At 58.4% G+C, this 12,290-nt stretch carries 12 protein-coding genes; 9 read left to right on the top strand and 3 right to left on the bottom strand.

What is annotated here, in order from left to right:
* Positions 1-5: 5 nt before the first annotated feature.
* A complete protein-coding gene (locus ACVWY8_RS04430; protein ID WP_457392849.1) occupies positions 6-638 on the bottom strand; it encodes a class I SAM-dependent methyltransferase in 633 nt (210 codons plus the stop codon).
* A 173-nt stretch (positions 639-811) separates the two neighbouring features.
* Between ACVWY8_RS04430 and ACVWY8_RS04425 the strand changes: the two genes are divergently transcribed.
* The 3 genes from ACVWY8_RS04425 to ACVWY8_RS04415 all read left to right on the top strand — a co-directional run bounded on the left by ACVWY8_RS04425 (position 812) and on the right by ACVWY8_RS04415 (position 3,070).
* The gene (locus ACVWY8_RS04425; protein WP_457393304.1) at positions 812-1,543 is read left to right on the top strand and encodes a M50 family metallopeptidase; all 732 of its coding nucleotides are present in this window, start codon (positions 812-814) and stop codon (positions 1,541-1,543) included.
* A gap of 131 nt (positions 1,544-1,674) precedes the next feature.
* Positions 1,675-1,815: a hypothetical protein gene (locus tag ACVWY8_RS04420; protein ID WP_414419233.1), complete on the top strand. Its 141-nt coding sequence runs from the start codon at positions 1,675-1,677 to the stop codon at positions 1,813-1,815.
* A 139-nt stretch (positions 1,816-1,954) separates the two neighbouring features.
* Positions 1,955-3,070: a glycosyltransferase family 4 protein gene (locus tag ACVWY8_RS04415; protein WP_414357496.1), complete on the top strand. Its 1,116-nt coding sequence runs from the start codon at positions 1,955-1,957 to the stop codon at positions 3,068-3,070.
* Positions 3,071-3,165: 95 nt separating this feature from the next.
* Here the strand turns inward: ACVWY8_RS04415 and ACVWY8_RS04410 are convergent, their stop codons facing one another.
* The gene (locus ACVWY8_RS04410) at positions 3,166-4,149 is read right to left on the bottom strand and encodes an ABC transporter ATP-binding protein (RefSeq protein ID WP_457392851.1); all 984 of its coding nucleotides are present in this window, start codon (positions 4,147-4,149) and stop codon (positions 3,166-3,168) included.
* 420 nt (positions 4,150-4,569) lie between these two features.
* Between ACVWY8_RS04410 and ACVWY8_RS04405 the strand changes: the two genes are divergently transcribed.
* Positions 4,570-5,229 carry a CDP-alcohol phosphatidyltransferase family protein gene (locus ACVWY8_RS04405; RefSeq protein WP_457392854.1) on the top strand — a complete coding sequence of 220 codons (660 nt, stop codon included), beginning with the start codon at positions 4,570-4,572 and terminating at the stop codon, positions 5,227-5,229.
* Positions 5,230-5,351: 122 nt separating this feature from the next.
* Positions 5,352-6,209 carry a methyltransferase domain-containing protein gene (locus ACVWY8_RS04400; RefSeq protein ID WP_457392857.1) on the top strand — a complete coding sequence of 286 codons (858 nt, stop codon included), beginning with the start codon at positions 5,352-5,354 and terminating at the stop codon, positions 6,207-6,209.
* Positions 6,210-6,256: 47 nt separating this feature from the next.
* Here the strand turns inward: ACVWY8_RS04400 and ACVWY8_RS04395 are convergent, their stop codons facing one another.
* Positions 6,257-6,997: a uracil-DNA glycosylase gene (locus tag ACVWY8_RS04395; RefSeq protein WP_457392860.1), complete on the bottom strand. Its 741-nt coding sequence runs from the start codon at positions 6,995-6,997 to the stop codon at positions 6,257-6,259.
* A 160-nt stretch (positions 6,998-7,157) separates the two neighbouring features.
* On the opposite strand from ACVWY8_RS04395, the gene ACVWY8_RS04390 reads away from it, so the two are divergent.
* The 4 genes from ACVWY8_RS04390 (at position 7,158) to ACVWY8_RS04375 (ending at position 12,290) form a co-directional block, all read left to right on the top strand.
* The gene (locus ACVWY8_RS04390) at positions 7,158-8,618 is read left to right on the top strand and encodes a TldD/PmbA family protein (protein WP_457392863.1); all 1,461 of its coding nucleotides are present in this window, start codon (positions 7,158-7,160) and stop codon (positions 8,616-8,618) included.
* A 194-nt stretch (positions 8,619-8,812) separates the two neighbouring features.
* Positions 8,813-9,541 carry an Rpn family recombination-promoting nuclease/putative transposase gene (locus ACVWY8_RS04385; protein ID WP_457396846.1) on the top strand — a complete coding sequence of 243 codons (729 nt, stop codon included), beginning with the start codon at positions 8,813-8,815 and terminating at the stop codon, positions 9,539-9,541.
* Positions 9,542-9,545: 4 nt separating this feature from the next.
* Positions 9,546-10,895 (top strand): RNA-guided endonuclease InsQ/TnpB family protein, encoded by a 1,350-nt coding sequence (locus tag ACVWY8_RS04380; RefSeq protein ID WP_457392869.1) that lies wholly within the window; start codon positions 9,546-9,548, stop codon positions 10,893-10,895.
* 54 nt (positions 10,896-10,949) lie between these two features.
* Positions 10,950-12,290: a TldD/PmbA family protein gene (locus ACVWY8_RS04375; protein WP_457392872.1), complete on the top strand. Its 1,341-nt coding sequence runs from the start codon at positions 10,950-10,952 to the stop codon at positions 12,288-12,290.

Genomic DNA, 12,290 nt, shown 5'->3' with positions numbered 1-12,290 from the left:
GCAGCTCAGGCGGCAGGCTTTCGCGCCTGGATAACCTGCAGAGCTCCCCCAGCGTGGAGGGTCTGCCGGATGGATTGCCAACCCTGCTGCTGCAAATGCTCGGGCAAGTCCAGCTTGAGTAGCTCCCAGGCGGTCTCGGTTTCAAAAAGGGCCAGAAAGAGGGCCAGACCAGGCCAGATCAGGGGTTGCCGAGGCGCGTGCAGATCCAGGATCAAGAGTCCTCCCCCCGGCTTGAGCACCCGCCACACTTCCCGCAGCACCTGCTCCAAATCTGCGAAGGACAATTCGTGCAGAGCCAAGCTGGTATGCACCCAATCAAAGCTGGCATTGGGAAAGGGCATATCTTGGGCAAAGGCCTCCACAAACTCCACCTGGGGAAGGCGTTTGCGGGCTGCCGCTAGAGCTTTGGGGGAAGCATCCAGGCCCACCACCTGCTGGCTCAGCTCCGCCAACAGTGGGGTTACTTCAGCTGGGCCACAGCAGAGATCCAACACCCGCTCCTGGGGATGAATCTGGATCCCTTGCATGGGCAATCTCCGCAACCGCTCATATCCGCCCACTGCCAGGGCAGCCCCGCGACTGATGCTGCGGTAAAGCCAGGGAAAGCGGTAGCTCCAATCCCGCAGGAAGGTGGCCACAGACAGGGATCCCTCAGAGTCTTTTTCAGCCTACCTGACCTACATCCATTGCAAACTGGTTTGAGACATATGTTTTTCTGGATTTTCTCGGGGTTGGCTTGGAACTCTCCTCTGCCGGCAGTCGTCTGGGGCGATGGGCCATCTTAGGCCTTTTCTCCATCCACCTGCTGATGATGACTCAGTTTGAGCTGCCTTCTCCCCCTTCTGGAAGACCTAACCGGCACAGCTTGGTTTGGCTGGTGGTTGCTGCAGGTCTGACGGTCTTGCTCTGGCGGTTTCCCTGGGGTAACTACATCCTCTACCCCTTTACCTTGTTGGCCACCTGGTTTCACGAGATGGGCCATGGTCTGATGGCAGTGCTGTTGGGGGGGGAGTTTCATCGTCTGGAGATCTATCCCGACGGCTCGGGGCTGGCCATTCACAGTGGCGAGCTGTTTTTGGGACGGGTGGGGCAAGCTTTGGTGGCCGCTGCTGGGCCGATGGGGCCGCCGCTGGCTGGGGCCCTGTTCATCCTTGCCTCCCGCCGCCACAGCACAACTCGGTTGGGGCTGGTACTTCTGGGATCCCTGCTGTTGCTATCGACGCTGCTCTGGGTTCGCTCTCCCTTTGGCCTCCTGTTCCTCTTGGGTATGGGTTTGGGGATCCTGGCGGTAGCTCGCTGGGCCTCCCCCTGGCTGCGGGGCTTCGCTGCACAATTTTTGGGGGTGCAGGCCTGTGTGAGCACCTACCACCAGCTTGACTACTTATTTACGGCCTCTGCTGTGATCAACGGGCAGGTGATCCACTCCGATTCCAGCCAAATTGCCCAAAACTTGTTCTTGCCCTACTGGTTTTGGGGAGGGGTGATGGCGGTATCTTCTTTGGTGCTGCTGATAACCAGCTTGCAACTGACGTTCCGAGACTAACCGGCGGGGGGCAAAGCCGCAATTTTGGCAGTGATTTGTGTCACGCAAAAATCCGTCCTCTATCCCTGCCAAGTCGAGAAAACCGCCGCTACAGTAATGGGCAAGAGGAGTGAGGAGCTGAGGAGTGGAGCATGTGGCGGGATATTATCGGGCTGGCCCTGGCGGCGACCCTACTGTTGATCAGCAAAACCGCCGCAGATACGCTTGGCCAAGGCCAGGTGCAGACTTTCACCGAACCTGAGCCAACGCCCCATTCTTTTCCGGTGGAGTGAGGTACTCAAGTCTGCTGACGGAAGTCGTAGCGGCGTTGTCGTTTTGTGCAACACTCATTCTAGAGTCTTTGAGGACTCCGTCCGAGTGGCGCGGTCGCAGCAGCGTTGCGGAGCAATAACAGTAGGCTTGGGATCCCTGATGCGCATAGCCCTGTTTACGGAGACGTTTCTGCCCAAGGTGGACGGCATTGTTACCCGCCTCTGCCACACGGTGCGTCACCTAACCGCTCGTGGTAACTCGGTGCTCATCGTCGCGCCCCGGGGAGCCCCCCGGCGGTTTGCACGGGCACGGGTCTACGGGATCCCGGGGATGCCACTGCCTTTGTATCCAGAGTTGAAGCTGGCCGCCCCTGGCCCGGCCATCGGTAAGTTGCTCAGCCGTTTCCGACCGGATGTGATCCACGTGGTGAACCCGGCGGTTTTGGGATTGGGGGGCCTCTACTACAGCCAGACGATGGGGATCCCGCTGGTGGCCTCCTACCATACCCATCTGCCGAAGTATCTGCAGCATTATGGGCTGGGCTTTCTGGAGGGGGTTTTGTGGAATCTCCTGAAGCTGGGGCACAATTTGGCGCGGGTCAATCTTTGCACCTCGACGGCCATGATGCAGGAGCTGAGCGCCCACGGCATTGAGCGGGTGCAGCTGTGGCAGCGAGGAGTGGACACGGAGTTGTTTCATCCCCAGGCGGCCAGTTCAGAAATGCGGGCTCGGCTCACGGCGGGGCAACCGGAACGGCCTCTCTTGCTCTACGTGGGACGGCTTTCGGCTGAGAAGGAAGTAGGGCGGATCCGGGTCTTGTTGGAGCAGATCCCCCAAGCCCGCTTGGCTATTGTGGGAGATGGGCCAGAGCGGGGATCCCTGGAGCAACATTTTGCCGGCTACGATGTGGTGTTTACGGGCTATCTGCAGGGGGAGTCTCTGGCAGCGGCCTTTGCATCGGCGGATCTGTTCGTGTTCCCCTCCCGCACCGAGACCTTGGGGCTGGTTCTGTTGGAAGCCATGGCTGCCGGTTGTCCGGTGATCGCCCCCCGCTGCGGCGGCATTACCGATGTGGTGGACAGTGGGCGCAATGGCTTTCTGTTCGATCCCAATTCGGATAGCGACTTTGTCCAGGTTACCCAGCAACTCCTGAGCAGCGTCGGGCAGCGACAGCTCTTCCGACAGCAAGCCCGCCAAGAGGCAGAACGTTGGAGCTGGTCGGCAGCCACCCAACAGTTGGAAGGCTACTACCGGGCTGTTATTGCCGCCGATTAGCGGTGCGGAGCACAGAGTCCCCTACTGGGAAATACTCAGGGCAGAACTCCGTCCTGCTCTCGGGGTTCTCCATAGCACCAGTGCGAACGGCCAGCCTAGGCAGAGACCGGATGATCCCCTTCAATGGCCCGCACTTGATCCACAAAGAACTCTTCTAGGGATTGCCGCTGCCAATGCAAGTCGGTGACCAGTGCCCCCGCTTGGTTCAAAAGGCTCAGCAACTCCGGTAGGGATCCACTCCATTCCCCCGACCAATGGGATCCCTGAATCGAGAAGTGCTCTAGGCGGTCGCGGAACTGTTCGACGGCGCCACCGTGCCCCTGTACCCGATAGCTTTTGCTCTCTCCCAGCAAGTCATCCAAAGTTCCCTGATGCACCAATTTGCCGCCGATGATCAGGCCGACTCGGTTGCAGATAACTTCCACATCCGCCAGGATATGGCTGTTGAAAAACACCGTTTTGCCCTGCTGCTTGAGGGACAGAATGATCTCGCGCATTTGATAGCGGCCCATGGGATCCAGTCCCGACATCGGCTCATCCAGAAACACCAGCTCTGGGTCGTTGATCAGCGCTTGGGCCATGCCAGTGCGCTGCAGCATGCCCTTGGAGTAGGTGCGCAGTTGTTTTTTGCGGGCCGTATCTATAGAAAGCCCCACCAGCTCCAGCAGTTGCGGGATCCGCTCCTTCAACAGGCTATTGGGCAGACCAAACACCTTGCCGGCAAACTGGAGAAACTCCCATGCCGTCAAGTAATCGTAAAAATAGGGGTTCTCCGGCAAATATCCCACCTGTTGCTTGATGGAGCGATCCCCCAGGGGTTTGCCCAGCAAAGTGCCGCTGCCGCGGGTGGGCTCCACAATGCCCAGTAGGCATTTGATGGTGGTGGTTTTCCCGGCCCCGTTGGGCCCCAGCAGCCCAAAGGTTTCTCCGCGGGCCACAGTCAGAGAAAAATCTTTGAGGGGGCTGACCACCTTGTTCAGCCAAAATCCTGTGCGATAGGTTTTGGTCAGGCCGGTGATGGCAATGACCGGCTCTGGTGCCGCGAACGCTTCTGCTGGGGAAGTGGGGGTCTCGCTCATGGACTCGCTCGTAGGTATGTTGGAGTTGAGGGAGAAAAAGGTGCCGCGAACACCGAGTTAAGGAGCACACAGTCCGCCAGGCGATAGGCTACCCAGCCTAACCTTTAGTTTACCCACAGGCTGTGTCCCAGCCTAGGCTTGCCGCAGCACTTCCGGTAGAGGAAAGGGGCCAGAGCAAACATACTCCGCGTAGGTATCCGCTTCATTCGCAACAGCGGTGCGGTTCCTTTGCCGTAGGCACAGCACTTTGCTCTGACCTCCCTTCAGTAGCATTCTCATCATCTGGGATGATTCTGGGATGATGATTTCCATCGCGTTGGCGGTGCGGAGCAAGAAAATTGAATCCAGAGGTTTTGTGGGATCCCAGCCGGTGGTGATCATCGGCAACAGCGTTGCAGAGCAATAAGAAAGGAGTGTTTCTTGCTGGATAAGGTGCTTAGGCAGTGGAAGGAGCGGCTGTTGGCTCCAGTGCTGCAAACCCCTCTCCAACAGGTGCATCCCCTAGCCATTACCCTGTCGGGGTTTGCTGTGGGCCTGGCCTCTGGCGTGGCGGCAGCTTACGGGGCCTACGGGTGGGGGCTGGGCCTGTGGTTGCTGAACCGGTTTATGGATGGGCTGGACGGCACGTTGGCTCGTCTGCAGGGGCGGCAGAGCGATCTGGGGGGCTACCTGGATATGCTGCTGGATGTGGTGGTCTACGCGGTCGTTCCCCTGGGGCTGGCCTTTCACCAGGGATCCCTGCTGGGCTATGCTTCTCTGGCTCTGATGCTGGCCAGCTTTTACATCAACCTTTGCTCCTGGATGTATTTGGCAGGGCTGTTGGAAAAACGGCGTTCGCGACAGCGTTGCGGAGCAACAAGGACGGATGGCACTGTCGGGGCAGGATCCTTGGATGAACTGACCAGCTTAAGTATGCCGTCGGGGCTTATCGAGGGCAGCGAAACCATCTTTTTCTACGGCTTGTTTTTCCTTTTCCCGGAGTACATGGTGGGCTTGTTTGGGCTGATGGCGATTCTGGTGCTCTTGAGTGCTGTGCAGCGGTTGGTTTGGGCGCTGGGATCGCTTTCTGCTCCAAGGTGAGTTCGGAAAGGGTCTGTTACTATGGCTCCGTCCGGCTGGCGCGAGTTGGGTTACAAGGGTTCCCCATCAGATTTCACCGGGCGAGAGGATCCAAAATAAAAAAGCCATGGAGATCTGTTGCCATGACCTCCACCCTCAACCAACGCATTCGCCACTTCTACGATGCCTCCTCCGGCCTCTGGGAGCGGGTGTGGGGGGAGCACATGCACCATGGCTATTACGAGCCGGGCCAAACCGGCAAGGATCGCCGCCAAGCTCAGATTGACTTGATTGATAGGGTTATCCAGTGGGGCCAGATCGGGGATCCCTGCCCTCCCCAGCACATTCTTGATCTTGGCTGTGGCATTGGGGGAAGCAGCTTGGAGTTAGCCCGGCGCTTTGGGGCACAGGTTACGGGCATTACCCTCAGCCCCGTCCAAGCCAAGCGGGCTACGGAGCGCGCCCGAGAGGCCGGCCTGAGCAACAAGGTGCGATTTCAGGTGGCCGATGCCCTGGAGATGCCCTTTGCAGACAACACCTTTGATCTGGTGTGGTCTCTGGAAAGCGGCGAGCACATGCCGGATAAGCGGCAGTTTCTGGCCGAATGCTGGCGGGTCTTGCAACCGGGCGGGCAGTTGATGGTGGTAACCTGGTGCCACCGCGAGGGATCCCTGAGCCAGCAGGATCAACAGCTTTTGCAGAAAATCTACGAGGTGTACTGCCTGCCCTATGTGATCAGCCTCTCCAGCTACGAGGCTCTGGCCCAACAGGTGGGCTTTGAGCAGGTGCGCAGCGCCGACTGGTCGGAGCGAGTGGCCCCTTTCTGGGATGAGGTGATCGCTTCTGCCCGCGACTGGCGCTGGATCTGGGCTTTGCTGCGCAGCGGCTGGGTTACCCTTCGGGCGGCGCTGGGGCTGGGCCTGATGCGTCAGGCTTATGCCACCGGCTTGCTCCGCTTTGGCCTCTTGACTGGGTTCAAACCTGGGGATCAGCCAAGGTAGGGATCCCTTGCTCCCCTTTGGGAGAAGGGGCGCTTGGGAAAATGGGCTCAAAAGTCCGGCTGAGGTGGCGTTGTGCCGGTGAGTTCCAGATACTTTTGCTTCACCGCCTGAATATCCTGCCACATCAACCACTTGGGGCTGCCAGGGGTGCGGTCTGGGTTGCGCAGCAGATAAGCCGGGTGAAAGATGGGCATACACCAGCGCCCCTGCCACTGGATCCATTCCCCGCGGATCTTGGTGATCCCTCGCTTCTCGCCCAAAAGGGAGCGCACCGAGGTGGCCCCCGTGAGCAGAATAATCCAGGGATCCACCAGGCGAATTTGCTCCAACAGATAGGGACGGCAGGCGTCCATCTCCTCCTGGGTGGGCACGCGGTTGTTAGGGGGGCGGCACTTGACCACATTACAGATGTAGGTGTCCTGCTCGGGATCCAGCCCCACCGAAGCCAGGATTTTATCCAGCAATTGTCCCGACTTGCCCACAAAAGGCAGCCCCTGCAGGTCTTCGCTTTCCCCTGGCCCCTCTCCGATGATTAAAATCCTTGCCTTGGGGTTGCCCCGATGCACCACCACATGGGTACGGCTGGCTGCCAAGTCGCAGCGCTGGCATACCAAACAATGCTGCTTCAGTTGCTCCAAATCCCTGTAAGTGCCGGGGGGGATGGACACCTGGGCCGACAGGGGGATCTGATCCCACTGGGGGAGTGTCTCCTCCGCCGGGGCTGGCGGCTCGATGGGATCGTCAAACAGGCTGGGCTGAAGCTCCGGCGGTTTTTTCTTGGCAGCCATTGCAAGTCGAGGTTTCCTTGTGCAGCGATCTTCGATTGCTCCCCCGCCCTTGTCAAGCTCCAGGTCAATTTGCCGGCAGGGGAGAACCTTTACTCCTTGTTAAACTGAGAAAACGAAAACTTGCGCCGGCCTTAGCTCGTCTCTACTCCCTGAGCCTGCCATGCTGCTTTTGTCCAAAGAACTGCCCAACCTGAACTACCGTCATACTCTACAGCGCTTCGACGAGGATTGGCGGGATCCCCTCTCTGCCCTGTTGGGCTGGGGGCGCGCTGCCGGTGCCGATTTGGTGGAGATTTTTCTAGAACGGGGCAATTCCATCAGTTGCCTGGCCGAAGATGACGCCATCACCAGCATCACCCCACGGCTCTCCACCGGGGCCGGCGTGCGGGTGTTTCGCGGCTTGGCCGACTGCTACGTCAGCACCAACGATCTGTCCTTTGCCGGTCTCAAGGCTGCTCTGGAGAAGGGCCTTTCGCTGATGGGCTTCACCCCTCCTGGCCCCACAGCGCTGGTCTCTGCCGTCAACCTGGAGATGCTGCAGGACTACGGCGAGCGTCGCCGCAAAGATGGCTGGTTGAAGGAATGTAGCCCCATTGCGGAGATGGGGGAGATCCTGCTCAAAGCCAACGAGCAGCTGGGTCGCCAAGCCCGCCATGTGCAGTCCCGCCGCACCACCTATTTCCGCGATTGGCAAGAGATTCTGGTGGCCTGCAGCGATGGCACCTTTGTGCGGGATGTGCGCCTCACCCAATCCGTGAGCTCTACGCTGCTCTGTGCCGATGGATCCCATCGCGCCTCTGTCAGTCAACGCTCCGGCGGTACGGGGGATCCCAACTTTTTGCGCCGTTGGGATCTGGAGGCCCACAGCCGGGAACTGGCAGAAGCCGCCGGCCAGATGCTCTATGCCGACTACGTGGAATCCGGCACCTACCCGATTGTGATGTCCAACGCTTTTGGCGGCGTTATCTTCCACGAAGCCTGCGGGCATCTGTTGGAAACCACCCAGATTGAGCGCAAAACCACTCCCTTTGCCGACAAAAAAGGCCAGAAAATTGCCCACAAAAACCTCACCGCCTGGGATGAAGGTCTCTCTGAAGGGGCCTTTGGCAGCCTGGATGTGGACGACGAGGGCATGCCGGTCCAGCGCACTTTGCTAATTGAAAAGGGCATTTTGAAGAACTTCCTGGCCGACCGGGCTGGCTCAATGCGCACCGGCCACCCCCGCACCGGCAGCGGTCGCCGCCAAAACTACACCTTTGCCCCCGCCAGCCGTATGCGCAACACTTACATCGCCCCTGGAGATGCAGAGTTGGACGATCTTTTTGCTTCTATCGACAAAGGCATTTACTGCAAGCGTATGGGGGGAGGGAGCGTCGGCCCCACTGGGCAATTTAACTTCGCCGTCGAAGAAGCTTATCTTATCCAAAACGGCAAAATTACCAAGCCCCTCAAGGGAGCCACCCTGATCGGAGAAGCCAAAGACATCTTGACCAAAATCTCCATGTGTTCCAAAGACCTCAGCTTGGCAGCCGGGTTCTGTGGCTCTGTAAGTGGCAGCATTTACGTCACCGTCGGGCAGCCTCACATCAAGGTGGATTCCATTACCGTGGGCGGTCGCTAATTCCAGGGATCCACCTCGACATGGCCTATGACAACGTCTGCAAATATCTGGCCGAGCGTTTCCCAGAGCAGTTTGCCCGCTGGCTCATGGGAGAAGTGGCTCGGCTCCGACTCTAAAGGACTCCGTCCCGCTACCGCGAAAGGACTCCGTCCCGCTTACGCGATCGGAGGTATCCTCACCTATCGGTGCAGCAGGTGGTCATTGACTTGCGCAAAACGGGGTCGGAGCGAGTTTTCCAGACCTCTTTTCGTCTAGAGAGGCTGAGCCATGAGTTTGATGTCATCCGCCTGTGGGAATGCGATTTGAGGGCCGGAGCGGATCGGCAAGCCCTGCTACCGTTTCGGGTTCTAAGCCAGGTGGAAGATCCAGCAGAAACCTTGCGAGAGGTGGTCAGTGAGCTAGAGAGCTTGGCAGACCCCAGTGAGAGAAGGGAATTGGCAGCCGCAACAGCCGTCTTGGCGGGACTAGCATTGGATCGGGGTTTGATTCGACAAATCATGAGGTCTTTGGATATGAGGGAATCGGTGATCTACCAAGAGTGGCGGGCAGAAGCTCTGCGAGAGGGGCTGGAAGAAGGGCGCAAAGAAGGACTACAACTGGGCCTGCAACAAGGGCTACAACAAGGATTGCAACAAGGATTACAACAGGGATTGCAACACGGAGAAGCAACGCTGGTCTTGCAGCTGCTCAGGCGGAAGTTGGGATCCCTTGACCCGGCCCTTGAGAATAAGATTTGGGCTTTGTCAACGTCACAACTGGAGGCGCTGGGGGAAGCTCTGTTGGACTTCAGCGGCAAGGACTACGTCCCGCTGGCGCGATCGGAAGAGTTGACCGCCTGGCTGGCCCGTCAGCTAGAAACCGCAGGAGCCCCGCTCTCTGCCCACAGGGCAAGGGTCGGGAGGAATGTGAGTAAAATGCAATAAGGCTATGACCCAAGTCCTGACCGTTTCTTGCAAGCTCAAGGTGTCCCAGTCGCAAGCCGCCAAATTGGACGAGACAAAGGACTCCGTCCCGCTGACGCGATTGGATGCTTTCGGCCAAGCCTTGAACTGGGTCAACCAAAACACACCCGAGAAAGTCGTCAACCCACTGAAACTCCAATCCCTGTGCTACTACGAAATCCGTGCCCGTTTCGGCTTGTCCAGTAATTTGGCAAGGACTACGTCCCGCTTACGCGACCAACAGATATGCAGACGGGTAGCGTCTGCTCGCAAGGTGGCACAACAGAAAAACCGCCCGGTCAAAGCGTTGTCGCTACGCGACGCTAACGCGAACAAGGGTGGCTTCGCTACCTACGACGCTCGTATCTTTTCGTTTCGCGAGAAAGACTGGACGGTGTCGCTGTCGCTACGCGACGCTAACGCGAACACCACGGTGGAGGGTCGAGAGCGCTTTGAGCTGGCGATTGGTCATTACCAGAGAGAACAGTTGGCAGGCTCCAATCCCAAAAAGACCTCCGGTCCGCTGACGCGAACGGCCACTCTGGTCAAGCGCAAAGACGGTTCCTACTCCATCCAGATTTGCGTGGAAGCAAAGTTACCGGAACAGCAGAACACCGCTCAGGTGGTAGGCGTGGACTTGGGAAGGACAGATATTGCCCATACGTCAGAGGGGGACAACTGGAATGGACAGCAGTTGAACAGAGTCCGAGACCACTACTCCCGGTTGAGGGCGGTACTCCAACGCAAAGCCAGTAAGGGCACATGCAGTTCGCGGCGCAGATGCAGAGAACTGTTGCAACGGCTGTCTGGTAAGGAGAGACGCTTTCAGTCGCGTCAGCGTTGCGTAGCAAAAACGTGGGTCAATCATCGCATCTCTAAAGCTATTGTTTCTAGGGCAAAGGCCACAAATAGCGCTATTGCTTTAGAGGACTTGACAGGGATACGGGAGCGTATCAACCAACAACCCCGCAGCAAAGCCGAGCGGCGCAGGGCCAACAGTTGGGCGTTCTACCAACTGAGGCAGTTTCTGGAATACAAGGCGAGAGTTGCAGGGGTTTCTCTGATCCTTGTTCCGCCTGCTTATACCTCGCAGACCTGTCACAAGTGTTTGCACATCCATCCCGACCCTGCGCAATCCTATCGCAGTGGGAAGCAGTTTAAGTGTGGGCACTGTGGATGGGAAGGGGATGCGGACTGGAATGGGGCCAACATGATTGCCAAACTTGGGGCTGCTGTAAACCAGCCTAGAGGTCCGTGGTTGGCTTGCCAACTACAGGGCTACCGAAAGCCTGCACTCTTTCGCTTTAGCGGTGCGGAGCGCTCTGCGTCAGCATGAGTGCGGGTAGTTTACTAGAGGCGCTGGATGGCAACAGGAACTTGGGGAGTGGCAATGGTGCAAGTCGCGGTGTTGGCAGAACAGGCACAAAGCTGTGCCCAGCGGCTGGGGATCCCTCAGTTTGATCTCTACGGGGCTCAAGTGGATGAAACCAGCGTGCAGGTAGATCATGGGGAACCTCGCCAGGTCAAGGCTTCCCACCGCTGCAGCGTGACGGTGCGGGCCTGGAACGACCAAGGGCAGGTGGGAGTAACTTCCACCACCGATGTGGATGAGGCGGGGCTGGAACTGGCCCTGCAAACGGCCTTTGAAGCCAGCCATTTTGGCGTGCGGGAACATGCCCCTCAATTCAGCCCGGAAGCCACTCTGCCCATTGCCCAGCCTTGTAACGACAAAGGGCCGTTGGCTTTGGCCGGCGACTTGTTGGAACAGTTGGTGGCTGCCGAAAAGGCACTGCTGGGATCCCATCCCGCCATTCAGGGGGTGCCCTATAACGGCTTAGCGCAGCGGCAAATCAACCGCTTCTACCTCAACAGCCACCAAGCCCTGCGACAAGAGGAGCATACCCTCGCTTCGGTTTTTCTCTACAGCAAGGCAGAGCAAGAAGGACGCAAACCCCGCAGCGCCGGAGCCATGCGAGTGGCTCGCAGCCTGGATGAGTTGGATATCCAGGGTTGTGTGCAGGAAGCTGCTGAGAAACTGATGAGCCATCTGGAGTACGAGCGGATCCCTTCTGGAAAATACACAGTGGTCTTTTCCGGAGAAGCCTTTTTGAGTTTGTTGGGCGCCTTCTCCAATGTGTTCAATGCCCAAAACATTTTGGACAACCAAAGCCTGTCCACCCCAGAATCCCTGGGCAAGACCATTGCCTCGCCTCTTCTATCGGTGTGTGACGATGCCCTACACCCGACCAATGTGGGAGCGATCAGCTTTGATGGCGAAGGCACCCCCACCCGCCGTGTCCCTCTCATCACCAATGGGGTCTTGACCCACTTTTTGCACAGCGCCGGTACGGCTAAGCGCCTAGGAGCCAAGCCCACCGGCCATGCCAACATCGGCGCCAAGGTCACAGTTGCCGCCCACTACTACCATGTATTTGCCGGGGCACCGCCGGAGAGCACCTATGACTTGGCTACGGCTGAAAATGTAGTTTGGATCGATGAGCTGCAAGCTCTCCATGCCGGCGTTAAGCCTCTCCAGGGATCCTTCTCGCTGCCGTTTCAGGGGTGGTGGGTACGCCAAGGAGAACGCATCAGCATCGAAGCGGCCACGGTGGCCGGAGACTTCCTGGAGCTGTTGAAGTCGATTTTCTACGTCGAGCCCGAGCCGCAAGTCACACCCGGTGGGCTGTGTCCCCGCATTTGGGTTGCCGATCTCTCCATTACCGGCCAATAA

It is taken from the genome of Thermostichus sp. OS-CIW-32 (genome assembly GCF_054060415.1).
This window is presented reverse-complemented; position numbering and strand designations above follow the sequence as displayed.

Bases quoted from the DNA above. Each gene is read 5' to 3' on its own strand.
- ACVWY8_RS04395 (WP_457392860.1), bottom strand. From the start codon at position 6,997: ATGGCTGCCAAGAAAAAACCGCCGGAGCTTCAGCCCAGCCTGTTTGAC.
- ACVWY8_RS04415 (WP_414357496.1), top strand. From the start codon at position 1,955: ATGCGCATAGCCCTGTTTACGGAGACGTTTCTGCCCAAGGTGGACGGC.
- ACVWY8_RS04420 (WP_414419233.1), top strand. From the start codon at position 1,675: ATGTGGCGGGATATTATCGGGCTGGCCCTGGCGGCGACCCTACTGTTG.
- ACVWY8_RS04425 (WP_457393304.1), top strand. From the start codon at position 812: ATGACTCAGTTTGAGCTGCCTTCTCCCCCTTCTGGAAGACCTAACCGG.
- ACVWY8_RS04410 (WP_457392851.1), bottom strand. From the start codon at position 4,149: ATGAGCGAGACCCCCACTTCCCCAGCAGAAGCGTTCGCGGCACCAGAG.
- ACVWY8_RS04400 (WP_457392857.1), top strand. From the start codon at position 5,352: ATGACCTCCACCCTCAACCAACGCATTCGCCACTTCTACGATGCCTCC.
- ACVWY8_RS04390 (WP_457392863.1), top strand. From the start codon at position 7,158: ATGCTGCTTTTGTCCAAAGAACTGCCCAACCTGAACTACCGTCATACT.
- ACVWY8_RS04380 (WP_457392869.1), top strand. From the start codon at position 9,546: ATGACCCAAGTCCTGACCGTTTCTTGCAAGCTCAAGGTGTCCCAGTCG.
- ACVWY8_RS04375 (WP_457392872.1), top strand. From the start codon at position 10,950: ATGGTGCAAGTCGCGGTGTTGGCAGAACAGGCACAAAGCTGTGCCCAG.